23 protein-coding genes are annotated in these 21,059 nt (G+C 61.0%); 13 read left to right on the top strand and 10 right to left on the bottom strand.

Annotation, left to right across the window (positions count from 1 at the left end):
- The 3 genes from NLI89_RS20320 to NLI89_RS20330 form a co-directional block, all read right to left on the bottom strand.
- On the bottom strand, window positions 1-303 hold a 303-nt coding region (locus NLI89_RS20320; protein ID WP_254688618.1), incomplete at its 3' end, for a DUF4142 domain-containing protein.
- Window positions 304-365: 62 nt separating this feature from the next.
- Window positions 366-863 (bottom strand): hypothetical protein, encoded by a 498-nt coding sequence (locus NLI89_RS20325; protein ID WP_254688619.1) that lies wholly within the window; start codon window positions 861-863, stop codon window positions 366-368.
- Between the two features lie 73 nt (window positions 864-936).
- A complete protein-coding gene (locus NLI89_RS20330) occupies window positions 937-1,791 on the bottom strand; it encodes a manganese catalase family protein (RefSeq protein WP_166748367.1) in 855 nt (284 codons plus the stop codon).
- A 291-nt stretch (window positions 1,792-2,082) separates the two neighbouring features.
- On the opposite strand from NLI89_RS20330, the gene NLI89_RS20335 reads away from it, so the two are divergent.
- The 13 genes from NLI89_RS20335 (at window position 2,083) to NLI89_RS20395 (ending at window position 13,947) form a co-directional block, all read left to right on the top strand.
- Window positions 2,083-2,955 carry an MBL fold metallo-hydrolase gene (locus NLI89_RS20335; RefSeq protein WP_302675896.1) on the top strand — a complete coding sequence of 291 codons (873 nt, stop codon included), beginning with the start codon at window positions 2,083-2,085 and terminating at the stop codon, window positions 2,953-2,955.
- Between the two features lie 55 nt (window positions 2,956-3,010).
- A complete protein-coding gene (locus tag NLI89_RS20340) occupies window positions 3,011-3,148 on the top strand; it encodes a hypothetical protein (RefSeq protein WP_254688621.1) in 138 nt (45 codons plus the stop codon).
- Between the two features lie 20 nt (window positions 3,149-3,168).
- A complete protein-coding gene (locus tag NLI89_RS20345) occupies window positions 3,169-5,412 on the top strand; it encodes a hypothetical protein (RefSeq protein WP_254688622.1) in 2,244 nt (747 codons plus the stop codon).
- Window positions 5,409-6,545, top strand: coding sequence for a glycosidase (locus tag NLI89_RS20350; RefSeq protein WP_254688623.1), 1,137 nt, complete (start codon window positions 5,409-5,411; stop codon window positions 6,543-6,545). Before NLI89_RS20345 ends, NLI89_RS20350 begins: the two co-directional genes overlap by 4 nt.
- 157 nt (window positions 6,546-6,702) lie before the next feature.
- Window positions 6,703-6,882 carry a hypothetical protein gene (locus NLI89_RS20355; protein WP_254688624.1) on the top strand — a complete coding sequence of 60 codons (180 nt, stop codon included), beginning with the start codon at window positions 6,703-6,705 and terminating at the stop codon, window positions 6,880-6,882.
- A 38-nt stretch (window positions 6,883-6,920) separates the two neighbouring features.
- Window positions 6,921-7,115: a hypothetical protein gene (locus tag NLI89_RS20360; RefSeq protein WP_254688625.1), complete on the top strand. Its 195-nt coding sequence runs from the start codon at window positions 6,921-6,923 to the stop codon at window positions 7,113-7,115.
- Window positions 7,116-7,395: 280 nt separating this feature from the next.
- The gene (locus NLI89_RS20365; RefSeq protein ID WP_368077313.1) at window positions 7,396-7,758 is read left to right on the top strand and encodes a DUF2946 family protein; all 363 of its coding nucleotides are present in this window, start codon (window positions 7,396-7,398) and stop codon (window positions 7,756-7,758) included.
- Window positions 7,759-7,838: 80 nt separating this feature from the next.
- Window positions 7,839-10,208, top strand: coding sequence for a TonB-dependent receptor (locus NLI89_RS20370; protein WP_254688627.1), 2,370 nt, complete (start codon window positions 7,839-7,841; stop codon window positions 10,206-10,208).
- Between the two features lie 23 nt (window positions 10,209-10,231).
- On the top strand, window positions 10,232-11,602 hold the full coding sequence (locus NLI89_RS20375) for a PepSY-associated TM helix domain-containing protein (protein WP_254688628.1): 1,371 nt from the start codon (window positions 10,232-10,234) through the stop codon (window positions 11,600-11,602).
- 261 nt (window positions 11,603-11,863) lie between these two features.
- Complete coding sequence (locus NLI89_RS20380) at window positions 11,864-12,043, top strand: hypothetical protein (protein WP_254688629.1); 180 nt, start codon at window positions 11,864-11,866, stop codon at window positions 12,041-12,043.
- 258 nt (window positions 12,044-12,301) lie between these two features.
- A complete protein-coding gene (locus NLI89_RS20385) occupies window positions 12,302-12,586 on the top strand; it encodes a hypothetical protein (RefSeq protein WP_254688630.1) in 285 nt (94 codons plus the stop codon).
- Between the two features lie 144 nt (window positions 12,587-12,730).
- Window positions 12,731-13,453, top strand: coding sequence for a Crp/Fnr family transcriptional regulator (locus NLI89_RS20390; RefSeq protein WP_254688631.1), 723 nt, complete (start codon window positions 12,731-12,733; stop codon window positions 13,451-13,453).
- A gap of 173 nt (window positions 13,454-13,626) precedes the next feature.
- A complete protein-coding gene (locus NLI89_RS20395; protein WP_254688632.1) occupies window positions 13,627-13,947 on the top strand; it encodes a hypothetical protein in 321 nt (106 codons plus the stop codon).
- A 782-nt stretch (window positions 13,948-14,729) separates the two neighbouring features.
- Here NLI89_RS20395 and NLI89_RS20400 read toward each other — a convergent pair.
- The 7 genes from NLI89_RS20400 to NLI89_RS20430 form a co-directional block, all read right to left on the bottom strand.
- Entirely contained in the window at window positions 14,730-16,565 is a 1,836-nt protein-coding gene (locus NLI89_RS20400) for a putative bifunctional diguanylate cyclase/phosphodiesterase (protein ID WP_368077312.1), read from the bottom strand.
- Window positions 16,566-16,867: 302 nt separating this feature from the next.
- On the bottom strand, window positions 16,868-18,103 hold the full coding sequence (locus NLI89_RS20405; RefSeq protein ID WP_254688633.1) for an integrase: 1,236 nt from the start codon (window positions 18,101-18,103) through the stop codon (window positions 16,868-16,870).
- A 213-nt stretch (window positions 18,104-18,316) separates the two neighbouring features.
- On the bottom strand, window positions 18,317-18,835 hold the full coding sequence (locus tag NLI89_RS20410) for a hypothetical protein (RefSeq protein ID WP_056483887.1): 519 nt from the start codon (window positions 18,833-18,835) through the stop codon (window positions 18,317-18,319).
- 48 nt (window positions 18,836-18,883) lie between these two features.
- Window positions 18,884-19,228: a hypothetical protein gene (locus tag NLI89_RS20415; protein ID WP_253070035.1), complete on the bottom strand. Its 345-nt coding sequence runs from the start codon at window positions 19,226-19,228 to the stop codon at window positions 18,884-18,886.
- Window positions 19,229-19,337: 109 nt separating this feature from the next.
- The gene (locus tag NLI89_RS20420) at window positions 19,338-19,964 is read right to left on the bottom strand and encodes a hypothetical protein (RefSeq protein WP_253070034.1); all 627 of its coding nucleotides are present in this window, start codon (window positions 19,962-19,964) and stop codon (window positions 19,338-19,340) included.
- Window position 19,965: 1 nt separating this feature from the next.
- Entirely contained in the window at window positions 19,966-20,463 is a 498-nt protein-coding gene (locus NLI89_RS20425; RefSeq protein WP_254688634.1) for a hypothetical protein, read from the bottom strand.
- A gap of 411 nt (window positions 20,464-20,874) precedes the next feature.
- Window positions 20,875-21,059, bottom strand: a 185-nt coding sequence (locus NLI89_RS20430) for a hypothetical protein (RefSeq protein WP_254688635.1), incomplete at its 5' end; no start/stop codon positions are given.

The following is a 21,059-nucleotide window of genomic DNA, read 5'->3' on the forward strand; positions in this document are numbered from 1 at the left end:
GGCATCAAGCACAGGCGGCGTTGGCGTCAAACCTGCCTTGGTCGCCGCCTTAACGGTCGCGGCTGTTGTCTTTTGATGGTGCTTGATCAGCATGGTCGCAAACTTGCGGATTGCGGGCGTCTGCGACTTCTGCAGCGCAACCTGGCTCGAGTTGATCTCGTACAGATCGCTCATACCGGCAGCCATGACATAGGGCATCGCAGCTGTCTTCGCCTCGGGCGGCGGTGGTGGTGGCGGCGTCTGTGCGAACGATGCCGTGCCTACCGTCGCTGCGAGCAGCATACCGATGTGTTTGATATTCATTGGTTCTCTCCTGATAGTTTCTTGTGGGATTTTCATTAGATAAGGCCAGTTCACAGTAGCTTTTACGAACCGTCTCTGACGACGGTAGCCAGCGATCCGTCAGGGTTGCGACCCTCGCGGGCGAGAGCGGCATCCTGCTGTGCTTGGCGCACGTCATCCGGACTACCTTCTCTTGCGGCGGGAATGGCGACTTCGGCAGTTCCTCCGACATTTGCCGAACCGTGCAGTGCTCCTGCGATCTCGCGATCGAATTCGCCCGCTTCGATGGCCGATCGCATGTTCACAAGGTAATCGGCGAAGCGATCTGCGGGGATGAAGTTCGTCGTCTGACCGCCGATGGTCAACGTGGCCCCGTTCCGCGTCGTAGGCGTAAACGCTACATGCTCGCCGTCACGGACAAACCATGTGCCTGAGCGAACACCGTCTGTCGCCCATGCCTTCTCGGCTAGGTGCAGATCCTGCAGAACGGCGCTGCGGTCTGATATCGGGTCACTCGATTGCAGTGAGACGACGCCAAGAACGGCGGATTTCGCGGCATTCACGATGCTTTCAAGTGCCAAGTCGCTTCTCCGATGCTGCTAGATGGGACGCTACCGATGCGAGGCGTGCGGTGCACGCCCCGCAAAGTCGTAATCAACCGATCTGCTGGTTCTGGGCGCCGCTGTCGGGGCGGGCCGGCCCCATCACCGGTTCTTCACCGAGCGGTTCGTTGCGGAACACGGTGAACTCGCCCTTGCCGTCCATTGAAGGACCCGACGTCCAGCGGCCTTCCGGGAATGTCCCGTCGACCGACGTCGCGTAGAAGTTGTAGTTGTTCTGCTGATCTTCCATGTCCTGCGGGAAGCTGTTGGGGATCGGCAGGTTCATGGCTTCTGCCCCCAGTTCCTCGATAACCGCGAGCCACTGTTGCTGGTGCATGGTGTCGCGCGCGATCATGTAATGGAGCATCTTCTTCATGCCCTCGTCATGGGTCGCGTTGAAGAGCCGTACCGCGAGAACGCGACCCGTGCTTTCTGCCGCAACGTTGCAGTACATATCGGCCGCGACGTTCCCGCTCGCGTATATGTGGCTCATGTTGAACGGCACGCCATCGGAATCCATCGGCATCGCTGCCATGCCGCCCGACAACAGGTTCTTGTGGATGATGCCCTCGATGCTCTGACGGGGATTTTCACCGCCCATCACAGCGCCGACGATGCTGTCCTTGACGCCCTCCTCTTGGAGGTGCGTCGGCGCCTTATCGAGATTCAGCGCGACTGCGGTCGCCAGCATTTCGATGTGGCCGATCTCCTCGGTCGCGGTGTGCAGCAGCATGTCACGATATTTCGTTGTCGGCGCTCGGTTGCCCCAGGCCTGGAAGAAATACTGCATGCAGACGCGTATCTCGCCTTCGACGCCGCCAATCGCCTGCTGCAACATTCGAGCAAAGGCAGGATCGGGTTTCGTCACCTGGACCGGGTACTGTAGTCTCTTGTCATGATAATACATGGTTCGCTCCGATGTGATGAATATCGTCGAGGGACGACCACCCCGCAACGCGCTCCATATCGGTTCGATCCAAAATAATCCTAAACTTGATATCAGTTAATACGTCCCGCCTCACTAATGGCTCACATCGCACCGCTTACATCGTCAAAATGTTACTAATCCACATCAATATGAAGCGACATCTGTTGATACTGAGCGTTCCTTATCTCTGCGTTTGCAGGCTGCCATCTATCAAGGGGTTGCACCTCGTACACCTGCTATACGCAATTCGCCCTTGTCTGCAGCGTGACCATGTCTTCCTATCCGTGCGAAAGGTTGAGGCCAGTGAGGATACATCATTTAAATTGCGGCACGTGTTGCCCGGTCGGTGGACGCCTGTTTGACGGCTACAGTCGCGGCATCTCGGGACATCTCGTTTGCCACTGCCTGCTGATCGAGACGAATGACGGTCTCGTTTTAGTGGATACCGGCTATGGCAACCAGGACGTGACGCGACCGCGCGAGCGGCTGTCGGACTTTTTCCTGGCGCTCAACCGGCCGCAACTCCGAACGGAAGAGACCGCAGTCGCACAGATACGACGCCTAGGCTTCGCGCCAGCCGACGTCCGCCACATCGTCGTGACGCATCTCGACTTCGATCATGCTGGCGGGATCGAGGATTTCCCGAACGCGCGCATTCATGTCACGGCGCGTGAGAAGGAAGTTGCCGACCAGCGCCGCGGCGGTGCGTTCGTCTCTCGCAAACGCTATCGCCCGCAGCAATGGGACGAGGCCGCCAACTGGTCGCTCTATCCATTCGGTGGAGGGGAGCGCTGGTTCGGGTTCGACGCCGTCCGTGACCTGGACGGTTTGCCGCCCGAAATCCTGCTGATACCACTCGCCGGCCATACCTGGGGGCATGCCGGCATCGCCGTCCAGGAGGACGACGGTCGCTGGTTGTTCTACGCAGGCGACGCCTATTTCCACCACGGCGAGATGAATGGCGCGCGCCGCACCTGCCCTCCAGGGCTGCGCGGCTATCAACGACTCATGCAGGTCGATGCCGACGCGCGGATGGCAAACCAACGCCGCGTACGCGCGCTGTCGACCGACCACGCCGATGCCGTCCGCATCTTCTGCGCGCATGACCTGATCGAGTTCGAGGCGATGGCTGGCTTGTCCTGAACCATTTCCAACGGCCTCACGTTATTGCAGTCTTCGTACCGTCGGGAGCAAATCCATGGCTACGCATTCGAACTACGCCCTTCAGTCCGGTTTTATTACGGCGGCAAAGGCCGTCCATGGCGTCGACCATCCGGCCAACGATCCCGAGGTCGCTGACATGCTGCGTGCGGCCGTTGAGACGGCCAGCCACTGATCAATTCGAGGGGCAATCCGATGGACGTCAAGACGCGTGCTGCAGAGATACCGGGGGTCAGTGCATCCGTGCTGACCCTAAAGGCCGAACTCGAAGCGAAATCGATGCGGGAGTTGGGCTCGCTTGCCTTGGCGGGGCGTGACGTGCGCGTCATGGAGGGGCGCGATGCCATTTGGGTCATCGTACGACGCGATGGCCTGGGCGGCATCGCGTTCCGGACAGCACACACGCCCGGTGGCGCGGTCGGGATCAGGACGCACGTCGACCAGGCAAGGACCAGCCTGACGATCGCGATGGACAGCGCGCAAGGCCGCCATTCGCTGACGGTTACCGCACACGAAGATACGCTTCCGACGCTGCGCTTCACGGCGAAGTTGATCCCCGCAGCGCGCCTCCTGATCGCCTTCCAACCGCGCGACGTCTATCCCCTCGGCCCCGACGACGATCCGCTCGAGGCCCGCGGTAAGGTTGAGGCGGCGCAGCGCGGCTTGAACTCGGGCCTGGCGTTCTTTCATCTCGAGGAGCCCGCGTTCGGCAGCGTGCTGTATTTCCAGAATCTGACCGCGATGAACGACTATTTCGTCGCTACGAAGACCACCCCGGACACAGCCGTCGGTGGGGTCTGGCCGGAACTGGGCTATCTACCCCCTACCCCCGCCCAGACGGGTACGCCTGCGATCGATCCACTGCCTGCCGGGCAGGAAGTGACTGTGTCCGATGCGATCGTTGTCTTCCATGACGACGCTAGGTCCAACGAACAGGATTCGGCCCTGCGCTTCGTGCAGATGCAGGGGGCGGCCTATCGTCTCTTGGATCTGCCCAAGACCGAATTTCGCGACTGGGTCGCCCGTTCCGAAACGACGATCCGCGACCTCGACACCGCGCCCGAAGCGACGATCAGCCATTACGGCCATCGCTATTTCCATCCGTATACCGCCACCGAATATCCGGACATCATGGTTCAGATGTCGCTGCTGTCGGCGATCTCTAATTTTGCCGACTGGAAAGGCGAACACGTGGCTCTGGCCGACGAAATCCGTGCAGGGCTCGGCAAATTTCACGACACGAAGCTGAAGACAATGCGGCGGTATCTGCCCAACGTCGGCAAGGACAAGGACAAGAACGCAGTCGATAGCTGGTACCTCTACCACCCGCTGCTAAACCTCGGCCATCTTGCGACCGATGGCGATGCCAAGGCGAAACGCCTGTTCACGTCATCGCTGGAGTTTGCGATCAAGGCCGCGCATCACTTCGACTACGCCTGGCCGATCCAGTTCAAGGTCACCGACTTTTCAGTGATCGTCGAGGCGCGCAATGACGATGGCCTGGGACAGACCGATGTCGGCGGGCTCTACGCCTATGTCATGCTGCAGGCGTTCCACCTGACGGACGACAAACGGTACCTCGATGAGGCCCGCAAGGCGATCGACGCGGCCCGTGGCATGCGCTTCGAACTCAACTACCAGGCGAACCTGACTGCCTGGGGTGCGGCCGCTTGCATGCGGCTCTGGCGCGTGACGAACGAACGCTATTACCTGGACCAGAGCTACGTGTATCTGGCCTCGTTCTTCCATAACGCGGCCATCTGGGAGTCGCGGATCAAGGGCGCTGCGCATTACAGCAATTTTCTCGGTGTCACCTGCCTGCACGATGGCCCGTACATGGCGATCTACGAATGCTTCGACAGCTTTGCTGCGTTCGAACGCTATCTGAAAGACAGTGGTCCTGACCTCGATCCTGCGGCGCGCATGCTGATCAGCGAATATTGCAAATATGCGCTGTACCGCGCGTGGTTCTATTACCCAGATGCGCTTCCAAAAGACCTTCTCGCCGGCGAGCAGCGCAACGGCCATATCGATCGCAAGCTCTCCTTCCCACTCGAGGATCTGTACCATGACGGGCAACCGGCCGGTCAGGTAGGGCAAGAAATCTATGGCGCTGGCGCCGCAATGGTGTTTGCCAGCCGTACCTTTCACCACATCGCGGACGCGCCGTTCAGATTGTTCTGCGACCATTTCGTGATGACGATGGAGCGCAACAGTGCCGCATCAATCAGCTTCCGTTTGGGCGGGGGGGACGGCTGCCTTGCCAGCATCAGCCTTGTGCGCACGGGCCGGCGCAAGCTCCCCAACTTCGTTGTTGAAACCGCGACGGGGGACCGCGTCCGCGCTCGCAAAACCGCCCCTGACCGTGTCGATTTTCACGTGCCTGCTTCAGGAAGCGTGACTGTCCGATGGGATACGCCTCAGGAGAAAACTGCGTGAAGCATCCGGTTGATACGCTGGTCCTCGTACCCGATGACGTTGATACTGCCCGTTCGCCTCTAGCGGGTCAGCTTGGTGAGGAAACCTACATCCTAGGCGCGTTCAACCCGGGGATGACGCGACTGCCGAACGGCAACCTGCTGTTGATGGTCCGCATTGCAGAAGCACTGCGGACGCCAATCCGCGACGGCCATGTCCGTTCGATCCGTTGGACCGATGATGACGGTACCGGACGTTTCGTGCTCGACGCATGGCCCGTCGACCAAGCCGACACAGCCGATCCTCGCAAGTTCACGTTGCGTAGCGGGGGCTGGAAGGTCATGGCGCTGACGTCTCTGTCCTGGCTTCTGCCGGTCGAACTGACGCCCGATGGCACGCAGCGGGTCGCAATCCACTACGACAAGGCGATCATTCCCGCTTACAGCTTCCAATGCTACGGCATCGAAGATCCACGGATCAGCCATATCGACGGTCGGTACATGATGACCACGTGTTCGGTCAGCCCCGAACGTCACTCAACGACGCTTTACACCTCGGACAACGGGCTGGACTGGACGTTTGCTGACATCATTCTTGATCACCAGAACAAGGACATGTTGCTGTTCGAGGGCCTGATCGACGGGCAATATTGGGCACAGACCCGGCCGCTCGGCGACCTGTACTTTGCGTATCCGCCGGGCAGTGAGTGGCGCGCGGGACCTTCGATCAACCTCGCGTCCTCACCCGACGGACTGCACTGGAAACCGCATCGTCAGCCCGGCATTCGGACCCGCGCCGACACCGTGGCAACCGCGCGGATCGGCGCCGGCACGCCGCCAATCCTGACCAGCCGCGGCTGGTTGAGCCTGTGGCACGCCGTCGAACCAAAGGAGATCGTCGGCATTTACCGTACATATTGGTCGATCATGGACCGCGACGACCCTTCCCGGGTCGTCGCTACGGAAGAGGCCGCGATCCTGGAGCCAGACGTCGAACTGACGCGGCCGATCGAACACCAGATGTATTTGCGCGACGTGGTGTTCTCCACCGGCATCGTTGAGCATGGCGATCACTTCATCGTTGCGTCCGGCGAAGCAGATCTCGCATGCCGGATTACGCACATTGCGAAAAGTGCGTTCGGGATATCGCCCTAAGCTGTGACAACTCTCGGGACATTCACGAATTGATCGCCCGTCCGTGTATGTCGAGAACTACCTTTCTCGCACGCCAAGTTGATGTGGGATAGGACGATGGCTCGGACCCTGCCTACCCCCATCATGCGTTGTTCTTGTTCCAGCAAAGGAGCGGATCATGAGCGACAGCGAACCGAACTCTGACGAAGGCGCAAGCCCCGCCGAAGACATCAAGAAGCAAAATCCTACTGGAACGACGACCGGTGACCAGACCGGTGAAACTAGCGGCGACCACAAGGTTGAGGATCTCGCGAAGGCAGGCCGCGACGACATGGATACCGATGAGAGCGCCGAATAACGAGTTTATCAAAACTGAACCGCTGCGAGGAGTAAGTCATGAGCGACCACAAACCGTCCGACCCAGAATCGGAAGACTTCAAGAAAACCGCCGACGAAAGCCTCGATGCCGGTATTGCGGACGAAAGCGCTGCCTACGAAAAAGCGATCGATGCAGACGGTGCAAACGACGAGGTCGAAGAAGGAAAGTGGAAATCGACGGATGACGGTAGCGGAACGAGCGAAACTGATTAGCGGTGGATTGGCGGAGCGAGACTGCAAAGGGCTTCAATAAATGGGGCTGCCGCGCAGTTTCGCTTCTCTGCCTTTCTTTGAACTAGGGGCACCGGATCGGATGAGCTCTGCAAAAACTGCCTTTTCCGTGACATCAGATCGTACGCATGTCCGAAAATATTTTTGTGGAGGTCTTTTTGGGTAGGATCGGCGCGGCAATGACAGCACTGCGTAGCTACGCTACCGGCGTCCCGTGTTGACTGTCCGCCGCCTCCTAGCGCAACGCTATTTTGCCGTGCTCGTGTGCGCGGCAACACTGTTGCTCAAGCTGCTCGTGCCGGCCGGGTACATGATCGGCAGCGAGCACGGCCGGATCACAATCGAGCTATGTTCCGGTGTCGCCCCTCGAGCCGTGACGATGGCAATGCCGGGGATGCACGGCGATATGCCCGATCACGGCAAGTCGCAGGACCATGGCAAGGCTGAAATGCCGTGCGCGTTTGCGGGCCTGTCAGCCGCAACGCTCGGTGCGATCGATCCTATTCAATTCGTCATCCTGATCGCCTTCGTCATGGCAGTCGGGCTTTCACCGACCGTGCTGCCGGCGATCACTCGCAGCAGCCATCTTCGGCCTCCGCTTCGAGGTCCCCCAGCCGTCCTTTGACCAACTGATCGCGTGCTTCGTCGGGAGCAACCACGTTCACGGCCCGCGCGCTATCGCGAGGGCCGGTCAAAGGCCTATCCATGATCCGAACTCACTTGCTGCCAGGGGCGTGCCTGCCCTGCCTCCTGCTCGCCGTACCAGCGGCCGCTCAGGATGACGCGGCACGCATCACGAAGTCCGACCTAACAGTCACCAATGCGCAGGGCAAACCGGCTGAAACCGGCGACATCACCGTAACCGCGCTGAAACGCCCGCAGGCGCTTCAGGACGTGCCGGCAAGCGCCACCATTCTGTCCGCTGACCTGCTGCGCCGCCTCAACGCGCAGGATTTCTCCCGCGTCGCGGACTCCGTGCCGGGCTTGGCCTTCGCGACCACGGGACCCGGCAACTCGCAGTACATCATTCGCGGGATCGGCGGGGTGGGGTTCGTCCAGTCGCCGACCACGGGCGTCTACCTCGACGAGACCCCGCTTCAGACCCGCGCACTTCGCGGCTTTTCGCAGCCCGACCCGCAGCTGTTCGACGTCGCTCGGGTCGAAGTGCTGCGCGGACCGCAAGGCGTGCTGTTCGGATCGTCATCGATGGGCGGCCTGGTCCGCATCGTGACCAACCAGCCGGATGCCACCAAGCTCACCGCACTGGGTCAGGCGAGCGTTTCGACCATCACCGATGGCGGCACGAGCTGGGACGGCAAGGCGATGCTCAATCTGCCGATCGTCGCCGACACCCTGGCGCTGCGCGTCTCGGGCGGGTTTGTCCGGCAGGGCGGCTGGATCGACGATCTGCGACCCGCCACTGGCGACCTGACCGAGAACGTCGGAACGTCGGCGGTCCGCAAGGACGTCAACTGGACGCGTACCGGCACGGTTCGTGCGGCGCTTCGCTGGAATGCCACACCGACCCTGACGATCACGCCGTCGCTGATCTGGCAGGACGCCTATAGCAACGCGGATCGTCCCCATAGCGACGTGACCTTTGGCAAGCGCGCGCGGCTCAAGGCGCGGTATGCGGACACGTACGCCAAGGATCGGTTCGTCATCGGCTCGCTGCTGATCGAGAACCGGTTCGATGCGCTTGGTGGGTTCACCGTCTCGTCCAATTCGTCCTGGCTCGACCGGCGCAACCGGCTGTCGTTCGACGTCACCGCGTTCGACTCTCCAATCGTCGAGGACATTGTCGGACCGGGTCCCGGGGGCAAGCTGTTCCCAACACCGCTCAAGGATTTCGGCCGCACAAAACAATTTACGCAGGAGGTGCGCGCCGTGTCCGATGGTCCTGGGCGGCTGCAATATGTGTTCGGCGCGCTCTACCGCGACCTTCATCAGGACTCCGGCCGTACGATCACCGTCGCCGACCTCTTCGGCGTCACCGCGCCGCTGCCGCTTGGTGCCAGCAGCCCAGCCGTCATCCAGGACACGACGGTGCGCTTCCGTGAGAGCGAGATCGCGGCGTTCGGCGAGCTGACCTATGCCGTGGTGGCGAAGGTGAAAGTCGCAGCGGGCGCCCGGGTCTTTGCTTATCGCCAGCGCGAAGCGAGCCGACGTTACGGGATCGGTGACGTCGCAGGCGGCGATCTCGCCTACGATTATGACGAGCGCAATCGCGAGAACGGTGTCACACCGCGCTTCACGCTGAGCTACGAGCCAAGCCGGGCCGCGACGCTCTACGCCAGCTACTCGCAGGGCTTCCGAACGGGGGGCGTCAATGCGCCTGTGACGGATGATATCTGCTCTGCCGCGGAACGTCGCGCGGCAGGCATTCCCGATGTACCGCCGCCCTATAACAGCGATCGTACCGACAATTACGAGATAGGCGCCAAGACCAGTCTCTGGAGTGGTCGTGTGCGGATCAACGGCGCTGCCTATGCGATCGACTGGAAGGATTATCAGCAGGCGTTCCAGACAGCGTGCGGGATCAACAACGCGACGACCATCTCCTTCACCGTCAACGCCGGCCGGGTTCGTAGCCGTGGCGGCGAGCTTGAAGTTTCCGTGTCACCGGTCCGGGGGCTCGATCTTCACGCGGGCGGATCGTTCACCGACGCGACCTACCGCAACGACGTGCCCAACCTGCTGCTGCCGGCAGGCTCGCATGTGCTCGATGTGCCGCGCTGGCTGTGGAATGTGCGCGGCGAGTACGAGACCGCGCTCACAGAAGGGCTGACCGGCACGTTGTTCGCCGCGGCGCGCCACGTCGGCGGATCCAACAGCGGGTTCGGCGAAGGCGAGGTGCTGCCGCGTCCGGCCTACACGCTGGTCGACGCCTCCGCCGGGGTGACGATGCGTGGCGGCTTGGGGGTCGACCTGTTCGTCACCAACCTGTTCGACGCCGTGCCGGTCTTCGGTCAGGAGTTCACGACGTCGCCCGGCAACACCACCGCAACCAGCTACTTCTCCTATCTCGTCGGCCCGCCGCGGACTGTCGGTATACGTCTGACCAAGGCATTATGATGCCGGGCATGGACGTTTCAGCGATGAACACGGACCCACCCGCCGGCCATCGGGCACCCGGCGCGCGGTGGTACAACGCGGTATGGCGATGGCACTTCTATGCAGGGCTGTTCTGCATCCCATTCATTATCTGGTTGTCACTGACGGGCACGATCTATCTTTGGCGACCGCAGCTGGAAGCATTGTTGGACCGGCCCTACGACCATCTCCCCGTTGCCGGGCGGACTGTCTCACCCGACGCGCAGGTGCGGGCGGCATTGGCTGCGGTCCCAGGATCGTCGCTGCATAAATACGTACTCCCAGAACATCCGGGAAACGCCGTGCGTGTGATTGTCTCCGCTGATGGCGTTGATCACCGCGTCTATGTCGATCCGCACTCGCTTGCGGTTCTGAAGGTCATTGGCGAGGAAGACCGGCCGCTCAACGTTGTATCGCGCCTTCACGGCGAATTGCTCGCGGGGGTGTGGGGCAGCTACCTCGTCGAGATCGCCGCGTGCTGGGCGATGGTCATGCTCCTGACCGGGCTTTATCTATGGTGGCCGCGCAACAGGAAGGGCCTCGCGGGTGTCCTCTACCCTCGCCTGGGGGGCGGACGACGCGTGTTCTGGCGTGATATCCACGCGACCGCCGGCATCTGGGTTTCGATGTTCGCGCTCGGGCTGATCCTCACTGGCCTTCCTTGGGCAAATGCCTGGGGCAGCTATCTGGGGAAGGTCCGCACGCTAACTGGCACGACCCAGGGTCCCGTCGACTGGACGATCGGCGGCAAGGCGCCGAAGCCGAAAGCGGACGCGATGCTTGGGGCTCACGCCGGGCATGACGGCATGGTCATGGCTGCCCCGCCGATCTCGCCCGGTGAGCTTGGGCGCGTGATCGCTACGGTCCGGCCGTTGCGGATTGCACCGCCCGTGCTGCTGTCTCCCCCCGCGCATGAAGGCGGGCCGTGGGCGGTGTCATCGGACGCAGCCGATCGCCCACTGCGATCGGACGCGCAGGTCGATGGTACGACAGGCCGCCTTGTCGGCCGTGTCGCGTTCGCTGACCGCCACTGGATCGACCGGGTCATTGGCTACGGCATCGCGGCGCACGAGGGCGCACTGTTCGGCATCGCCAATCAGATCCTCGGCACGCTAACCGCGCTGCTGCTGTCCGTCCTGGCCTTTTCGGGCGGAGTCATGTGGTGGCGGAGACGACCGACGGGTTTGCTGGGCGCACCATTGCCGCAGAACCGTCCGCGCTTTCGGATCGGGTTGGTGGCAGCGATCGTCGGGCTTGGGATCTACATGCCGCTGTTCGGCACGACACTCGTGATCGTCCTCGTAGTCGAATGGGTGGTCCTGCGCCGCATTCCCGTGACGCGACACTGGCTTGGCCTAAGGCGTGCTCCAGCCTGAAGGTGCTCATCATTCCGGATATGCGCCGAATGCAGTTCGGGTGATGGCCATCTACAACCCGGCATCGTGCCTCTAACGAAGCCGTTCGCCATGGAAGCGTGGACTGCCAAAGGGGCAGAGTATGGCATGTAGATGGTACGGGATTGATCTGCGTGGGGCGCAACACGGCTAAACTCGATCAGAGAAGCAGTATGACAGACGGTATATTCGTATTATCACAGTGACGTACGTAGTTAACGGGTCATACCAGAGGGGGAAACGGTGGCGAAGACCGACGGCGAGTTTTATGCGATGAGAGCGCAGCAGGAACTTGATATGGCGGCGTTGGCGACTGATCCCAGTGTGAAGAAGCTGCACCTGGACATGGCTGCTGAATATGCCACTTTGCGCGAGCGAGCAGATGGGGAGGTTCAAAATGCAAGAATCGGCACGAGTGAGTGAGTTAGAGGGGTTAGCACGAAGCTTGGACGCCTTGATTACGTTTGCTGATAAAGACCGAAACTTCGTTCTTGCTGCCACCCTTGACACCGCACGGGTACTATTTCTCGAAAGATACGGCCAGCCTGCAGGGTGATTTGATCTATACATTATCTTTCGGAGAGAAAGCCACCTCACAACCGGGATAGCCATGTGAGAAAAGATGACCGTGCGACTGCGACAGCAACCGCTATATTAAAGTTTAGACGCATACGATCCGAGATGCTGCCGAAAGAGTTGTTCGCGGAGCCGGGTTGGGATTTACTCCTAGAACTGTTCGTTGCTGATTCCAATGGCCATCGCCTCACCGCACGCGACGTCAGCGATAGGGCCAACATACCCCCTACCGTGCTTTCCCGTTGGCTCATACATCTTACCGAGATAGGCTTTATCGTTGGCGATGGCGATGGTAATCTTGACGACCTGCTGACGCTTTCGGGTAAGGCACTTGATAGTATCGAGTCCGTCATGAGCAAGGCCAACGAGTTACGAGAAGCTGTAAGCTAAACGACCGCTGCGCCTTCAAGAGACAAACCGACCCGTTAGTTATTTCCACCCGTTGCGAAGCTGTGGAACAAAGCACCAGCATGAGCCTGATCCAAAAAAACTTCTCGCTTTGATCGCAGTATTCCAATGGTAGGAACGACGGGAATGATACCGTTTGAATCCACAGCGCTGAAGCGCGGACCGCTTAGTCCTCTGATCTTCAAACTCGGACTATATGGTCAACTCAGCGACCACGACGTCGACACGATTGGGGATCTCCGATACACGGCGATCGACTATCGACGTAACCAGCGAATAACGACGCTAAGCGTCATCCCGCCCTGTGTGTATGTCATGGTAAGTGGGCTCGCCTGTTTGTCAGTCCTCGCTAGTGACGGACGCCGGCAGATCACGAGATTTCTGCTGCCCGGTGACTTCTGCAATGTGTTCGATGCCGAACCGATAGGCTCGATCGAAGGTATCGACATCTTGGTGCCAACCCGCATGGCAGCAATCCCCGCCGGCGTGTTTCACCAGCTTGGGGCATCGCCGACAATGCATGACGTGCTGATGGCGCTAGTGACCAACGCATCAACCGCTGCCCGCAAAACGATCGGGAGTTTGGGACTAGGCAATGCTCGCGGCCGCATCGCATTTTTACTGTACGAATTCGCCCAAACGATGGTCGTCCGTGGGTTGATCGGAGCACCGACCGATCCGCTTCCGCTGAGGCAGGACCATATTGCGGACGCAACAGGTCTTACCAATGTTCATGTGAACAGAATGATTGCACAGTTGCGCCGCGATCGGATTTTGTCGGGAAGTGGCACAGTCCTGGAAATTGCTGACGTGACAGGACTGCGATCTATAGCGGGCATCAGGTGGTAACTTTTTAAGATACTCTCTACAACTATGGATAGCATACCTTAATTAGTGACCCTCGGTATATCGGGCGTGTCTATTCCCAGCAACACGGGCCAAGAGCGGCATTGCAATCAGTGAATCCACTCTCGTGGATATGTTTCAGAACTAACGCGTTTTGAACATACCGAGGGGAGAGCATGATGCCCGATACGTTCAAACCAACTGCGAAAATCGCCGCCAATGCAAAGAAGGGGCTCAAGTTGCGCGACGATTTCGGACGAGGCGGTACGGACGTCGGGGTTCGTCGTGCCGAGCAACTGGCAGCGCAGGACGATGTGACCGCTGAAGATGTGAAGTCGATGCATAGCTACTTCGCGCGTCACGAGGTCGATAAAGACGGCAAAACACATGAGTGGGGATCGGACACCGATCCTTCTGCCGGCTATATCGCCTGGCTTCTCTGGGGAGGCGATGAGGGCAAGGAATGGGCTGATCGACACGCCGAGAAGCTCGAATAGAGCGCTCTCGAACGGAGAGCGCGATCACGATCGGCATTCGATCACGGTTCATCACCACTTTCAACACGGATTGCCGGCCCGATGCCGTTGGCGCTCCTCACTCCTATAATTGATCGGCGCCTGTCAGATGTACGTTCTCCTGTTCGCTGCGGCCGCATTCCTAGTACAATCGCCGGTCGCCGGATCCGTGGTGAAGCCGGGCACGATAGCGATCGTTGCTGCTGTCAGTCCGACCGCGTCTCCCACTATCACGAAAACCTTCACGGACGCCGTTCAGCGAACCCTCCTTCGAACACCTTTCCTGCCCCTGCCCGACGCAAACCACAGCCTTTACGTCGCCAAGGTCGAGGTATCGCAGACACAGCGCGGTGTCGTCCGGTCCGGCAACGACCGATCGGATCGGCCGGGCATGTCAGCGGGCCTCGGAGGCCTGTCGCTGACTTTGCCTTCGGGGAAGGACCAATTGCGCGGTCTGATCGTAACCCGTCTCAAGGTGACTGTATCGCTGCGCCGCGACAATCACGTCGTGTGGACGGGGCAGGCGACCACGGTGCGCGCTAGTGGCACACGAACGGGCGATCCCTCCGTTGTCGCTACGGCGCTGTCAGACGCCCTCCTGACGTGGTTCCCTCGGCAGTTACCGGGACCGTTGTCTGTTCCGTAAGGCCTGATAAACGCGGTGATCATTCGCCGACGATCCGCGGCAACACGCCGCTGCGGTAATTCATCGATCCGACATCCTGCCGCTGAGTGCTCCATTCCTTTCAGCGCTGGATCGTCAATCAGCCCACGCCAGATCGCGTCGCAATCGGCGGTCGCGCAATGCCTTGCGCATGCCCAAGGAGAAGGGCGGTCGTCGTATCGCGATTGACCGCGGGCGAGAAGATGTACCCCTGCCCCAAGGCGCAGCCGATCGCGCGAAGCTGTTCGACCTGTTCTTCGGTTTCGATCCCCTCGGCGACGATCCTGATGCCCATCTTTTTCGCGGTACGGATCAGGCCTTCGACGATGGTCACGCTGACACCGTCTGGTTCCAGGTGGTCAACGAACAGTTTGTCGATCTTGATGACATCGACGGGAACGGTGAGGAGGTGCGTCAGCGATGCGAAACCCGTTCCGAAATCGTCCAGCGCGACCCGTATGCCGTCAGCGCGTAGTGCCCTGATCGCTTGCTGTATCGCTTGGTCGCCACGTCCCATGTACACCGTCTCGGTTACTTCGAGGATGACGTGATCGAGAGGGACCCGCTCGCGTTCGAGCGCCGCAGCGAGGACCTGCCCGACGGCACCGCCACTCAAATCCGCAGACGAGACGTTGATACCGACGTGTTGAAACGGAATGCCCAAATCCAGCCATCGGCGCAGGTCAGCCGCGACAAGGGTCATCATCCTGGCCGTGAGCGAGGTCGCCACCTGAGCGTCGGCAGTCGCCTCATGAAAGGAGGCAGCCGAGACCAGATTGTCGCCGATGCGCATGCGGCAAAGCGCTTCCAGGCCTACGATCTCGCGCGTGTCCAGACGGAAGATCGGTTGGTAATGCGCCTCGATCCGGTCCTCACGCAAAGCCGCGCTCAGGTCCCTGATCGCACCCATACGCCGCGTCATGTTCGAGCGCAGCCCTGCCCAGTATCGTACGAAGCCGCCACGACCGGTCTCTTTGGCGTGGTAGAGGGCAAAGTCGGCATTCTGACGAACACTCCCCACCCCGGCGTCGTCCGATGAGAACGTAGCGCCTCCGATGGTAGCGCGCGGGACGATGCTATGCCCGCCGCAGTCGGCAGCAACCGAAAGCGCGCCTAGAACCTCATCAGCGATTTTCGCCAGGTTACAAAGCGCTTCAGGAGCCTGGAGAATGACTGCAAACTCGTCGCCTCCGACGCGAAACGTTCGCCCGGGGCTGACTACTGCTGAGATCCTGTCGCTGGCGATCTGAAGAAGCTCGTCACCCGCATGATGCCCGAACGTGTCATTCACGACCTTGAGATTATCGAGATCCAGCACGAACAGTGCCCAACTGCCCACTGCAGCGCCTTCGAGTTTGGAAAGTGCGGCATGGTAAGCGGCCCGATTGGGGCAACCGGTCAAGGCGTCGGTAAAAGCCCGTCGTTGGTGCTCGAGGACACGCTCATGTCGCTCGATAGCGATTTGCGTGAGGTTAACGCAGTTAGCCACCACCTCGCGCTCAAAGGCCGTCGGTCCGCGGGCGCTGCGATAGTAAAAAGCAAATGTCGCGATCGCGTGACCGCCTGCATCACATATCGGACTGGACCAGCAGGCGCGGAGCCCGTGGGGAAGTGCGAGGTGTTTGAACTGCTCCCAGCGGACGTCGGTCTCGATATCAACGACGGTAATATCTGTTTTCAGATACGCCGCGGTGCCGCACGAGCCTACTAACGGGCCAACGGATACGCCCTCTAGCGCTTGGGAATATGTGTCTGGAAGGCTCGGCCTGGCTAGCGGATGGAGCAGGCCTGCCACATCGACCGTTAAAACCGAACAGATTACCTCCGGGAGGATCCGCTCTACTTCTACACACAGCGTGGTACACGTTGGTATGAGCCCAGCGCCCTTGGCAATCATCTTCAGAATAACATTCTGAAGATGAAGCAGGACACTCACTGTATCATTGCCTCCTTGATACTGAGATTCTCCAGAAAGGCTCATGGAGTGGGAACCTATCAAATCGCTGGTTTAGATATCTTTAATGCGATAGTCGACAAGGACTCTAATACTGCCCGTGGCGGTTTTATCTCAGCCCGATTTGAATATATTTAGATAACTGGCCAGCATCTGATTGGCGATCACCTGTTTTCTAGATTAACGGTTACCGGATTGATCGCGAGACTCGACGACGAATACAGTGTGCTCATACATAGCAAACCCAACCCGACACCCAAATAGGCTGCGTCGGTTTCGCAAGTTTAAGCTCTGATGCGAGACAATACGCGCGCTGCGACATTGCTTCTGGCTGCAAGCTTCCGCCCATAGCGGAGCGCGGTCGACGGTGAAGACCAGCGCAGCGCCTGTGCAATGCCAACGCCGTCCTCCCCGGCCGCAAACAGATCCTGCGTCAGCCCTACCCGCATCGAGTGGCTCGACAGGGCACGCGCCGCCTCCTCAACTTTTGCGATCGGCATCTCGACCAGCCCCTGATCGAACGCGCTGAGCGCCACGCGCCGATAGATCCCGTTGACACCCTGCCGGCTAAGCGAAACCGTCCCGACGGTGTAGACCGTCCTCGCCGGTTCGGCTTTCTTGCCCTTGAGCTTCTCCTGCCAGTGCCGCGTGTGCCCCGGGATCGCCTCGTACGCCATCGGTGGAACCGCCGCGCGCAGCCGACGCCGATCGACCCCGACGCGGCGAAAGACGGGCCCCTCGGTGATGGCGCTCGCTACTAACCAGGCGCCAACGCGGCGCATCGTGTCCGCGGACAGCCAGCCCCACGCCCCCTGCCCTTCCTGATCAGTCTTGGACGATGGGATGAACAGGAGCGCCGAACCATCGCTGTGCGGATCGATATGCGCGACGCTGACCGCGACGAGCTCGCTAACGCGCAATCCCGCATCGTAGCCCAGCGACAGCAGCGCGGCATCACGCAACCCCTGCAGGTCGCCGCCACAGGCGCCTAGCAGCGCCGTGAGCGTGAAGCCTTTGGTATGGGGATCTAGCGATGCCCCGAAGCGCAACGGAGCAGCCTGGCGTTGGGCAGCGCCACGCCTCCGTCGCAGGCCCTTAAGGGCGGCGCGGACCATAACGTGGCTGGTGGGCGCATGCCCCCTCTCCTGCAGCCCTGACAGGGCGTGTGCGGTGGCGAGACTGGCAACCCGCCGGGCCACCGTTGCGGGCTTGGCGCCGCGCGTTTCTAGCATGGCAATGTAGCGGACCAGATTCTCGGGCTCGGCGGGCAGCGGCGCGATACGAGTGTCCTCACACCAGCGCAGATAGCAGGCGAGATCTGAAGCCAGTGCCGCCTTGCTCGCTGCTGCCATAGCGCCAAGCTGCGCGGCGAAGCCGATCTCGCTGACGGGGCCAGTATCAGCGGGCAGCGCAAGACCCAACAACCGGGTAACGCGGGCATCGACCGGCTCGACCAGCCCACGCCGCGCGCGGACCGGCAGCCCCTCCCCGTCGGTGCGATGGACGACGATCTCGCTCACGCGGGCCCTGCCCGCTGGTCCGATTTACCCTGCATTTGGCCTTCGTAGCACATCCCTGTGCTTACCATAATGTCCGATTATGGTAAGTGCTTCGGCGCTCTTTAAAAACCAAGCAAACAGAGTAGGTGTCGTCCGCATTGAGCATCGAGATCACTACGAAATCCAAGTTTGAGGCGGGGCGTTAGTAATGCCGCCCCGCCCGCATTTCGGTACCTATTGACCGGCTCGTGCTTTGCAACAGGCTCGAACCACATCAGCTGCGGCTCGCTCAAGCCCAGCCGCACGATCGGTCCACCGGTCGAACGGTGCGATGAGCGACACCCAGATCCCATCGGGGCCGACCGTGAGGAACAGGTCCTGGTGCTGTGGCACGAGGTGGAGTTGCCCGTCCATGTCGCGGAAGAGACTGAGGTCGGGCAAGAGGATCGGCCCGGTGGTCGACCTGAGGGCGACATCGACCCGCACCGGATCGAGCGTCTCGGGGTAGAAGCCGTGACGCACAAGGAGTGTGTCACGATACTCCGCCGAGCGCAGCAGCGCCTCATCGAAAACGCGGACGCTGACCGGGGTGGCGGCCAGCACGACGTTGTGGTCGAGGCTCTCGAGGGCGCCGGCGGGCAAGCCGGTGTTGCCGCCGAGCGGGTAGTAGGTTTCGCCGCCGAGCGCGGCGAGGAAATAGTCGAGCAACGCGTTCGACGTGGACGGCAGCGGTTCATGGAGCATGCGGTGCATGACGGTAGACCTTCTTTTCGGCGTGATCCCCGAACCGACTGGTTCGGATCAGGCCCGTTCGCTTTTCATCGCGCTTCCCGGGCTTCGCCTGCCTGTCCTGCCGATCCCTTCCCCTTTCCGCGGTCGCGGCAGCGTGCAGCGATCCCTACCGTTCCATCCGGTCCGATCGCCGAGAAGGGCGTAGCCCCAGCGGTCGAGCAAACGGGCGCTGTCCGCCACGGTGAGCGGGCCAGCTTCGCCACCGACGCCAGGACAATAGGAGTGCATCACGGTCACCAAAGCATGGCCATCGGCGCCAAGCGGCTGCCGCTGCCACCACTGACCGAGCACAGCAGAACTGAGCAGCAGCATGGCGGCGAAGCGGAACACCATGGGTGGATTGCGCGCGATCATCGTCTTTTCTCCATCGGGCTTGTTGCCCCATCGAGATCATCCACCGTCTCGCCACCGGTATCCGGATGCCGGTGGTGCCGATTGCCGGAGGCGCTCGGAACCCTCATCTTCAAGCCTCCGGCCTACGACGCCATGCCTCGCAGAAGTCGAGCCATCGCTCGGCCCAAGCGCCATGCTCGCTTTCGGCAAGGTCCGGATGCAGCTGAGCCCATCCGCACGCATGATGGATACGGCTGAACACGACAATGTGAGCGTGCGGCGCTTCCGCGGCGAGTTGATCACCGGGCGCGTGCAGCACGGCAAGGCTGGTGAGTTGCCTCGCCCGCGCCAGATGCAGCATGGCCCAGGTGGTCACCTTGTCGAACTGATCGTGCAGCGGTTCACCGCAAACGAATGGCAGCGTCAGGACAGCAGCGAGCAGCCGCTGGTGCTCGGGCACCGCCGCGTCATAATCGGCGAACAGACGTTCAAGCGACACCGGGTCTGCGACGCCCGGCGCGAGTAGCAGCCGGTGATCGCGGGCGCTCGTCGGCATACCACAGCGGGTATGCGGGCTGGTCGGTCCGGGCTCGATCGGATTCATCTTGGCGAAGGCAAGCCGCGACAGACTTCGCTCCTGCCCCTTGGAGCGGGGACGTAGTAGAGCGTAACCGAGCCCCGTCACGCCCGGCTGGCGCACATCGAACATCATGTCCGACGCTTCGCTGGGGCTGGCCCAGACCTGGAGCTGGCTCATATCAGCGTTCCACCATCAAGGCCGCAAGCGCGTCGGCGCCGAGCGCGAATCCATCGTCGCGATCCTCGTCGCTGCTCCACGGTGGCACCTCGCAACCGCGCAGCCCTACGCTGAAGAGCGCAAAGACGGTGTCGTCTGGGTGATTGGGGACGAAATGCGCCGGTGCCCCTGCTCCGAGCCACAGCCTGGCAGGCGCCGACCAGAACAAGCGATGTCCATGCAAACCGATCGTGAAGCGGACACTCGCTGCATCGGCGCCATCTGCTCGCGCCACCAGCGCGTCGCAGCCGAACGCCGCCATCACCTCGCCCACGGCGGCGGCATCGCTGCCGTTTGACACGGTGGAGGGCACGAGTAGCAGCCGTGCAGTGCGCGCGTGGAGATAGTTGAGGACTCTCGACATCGGCACGTCTAGGTCAGGTTCGAAGCGCAAAGCCGCCAAGCGTGCAACCATGAGCGCTGCCGCAATCGCGGCAGCCTCGTTCGAATAATGGTTCATTGTGTTCGTCTCTCTGGCGAGCAGGCGCGCGGGCTGTTCGCGGCGCCTGTCAGGGATTATTTCACCTTCCGGTTCAACCGAAAGGCTCCCCCCACCCTCTCTTCACTCGTCTCTGGGTTAACGTCATGCCGCTGCCGTGCAGCCGGCTCATCGGCGCATACAGATGGTCTTGGCTCGTAAGCTGGCTCGCCTAGGTTTGGTCTGTTCGCCGGCAGGCAGGCTGAGGCGCTGAACCTTGTCAGTAAGTAGCCGAAGACCTGATTCGAACCGGTTTTGGCCGAAGCGCGGGCGTGCATGTCCAGGCTTTCTTCGTGGCCTAAGACGCGCGCGCCTTCAGTGCAGGTTTCCAATCTTCGGCTCGATTAGCCAGCTCATCGACGATTGATTACCCTGCTGGGCGACGCTTTTAGTTCAGGGTTGCCAACCAGGAACGAGCGCCATGAGCCGAAGCGCCTCGATGTGACCGATTGCCTTACAGGCGACCAGAGGTTCCAAATCGGCTGCCGCGAGATGACGCAGTTCAGGCTGAGCGAACGGTGGCGTCTTTAAAGTCGCCAGGCATTCGATGATTTCGATACCGGTCCAGCTACGGACAT

Source organism: Sphingomonas faeni (assembly GCF_024273235.1).
Classification (GTDB): domain Bacteria; phylum Pseudomonadota; class Alphaproteobacteria; order Sphingomonadales; family Sphingomonadaceae; genus Sphingomonas; species Sphingomonas faeni_A.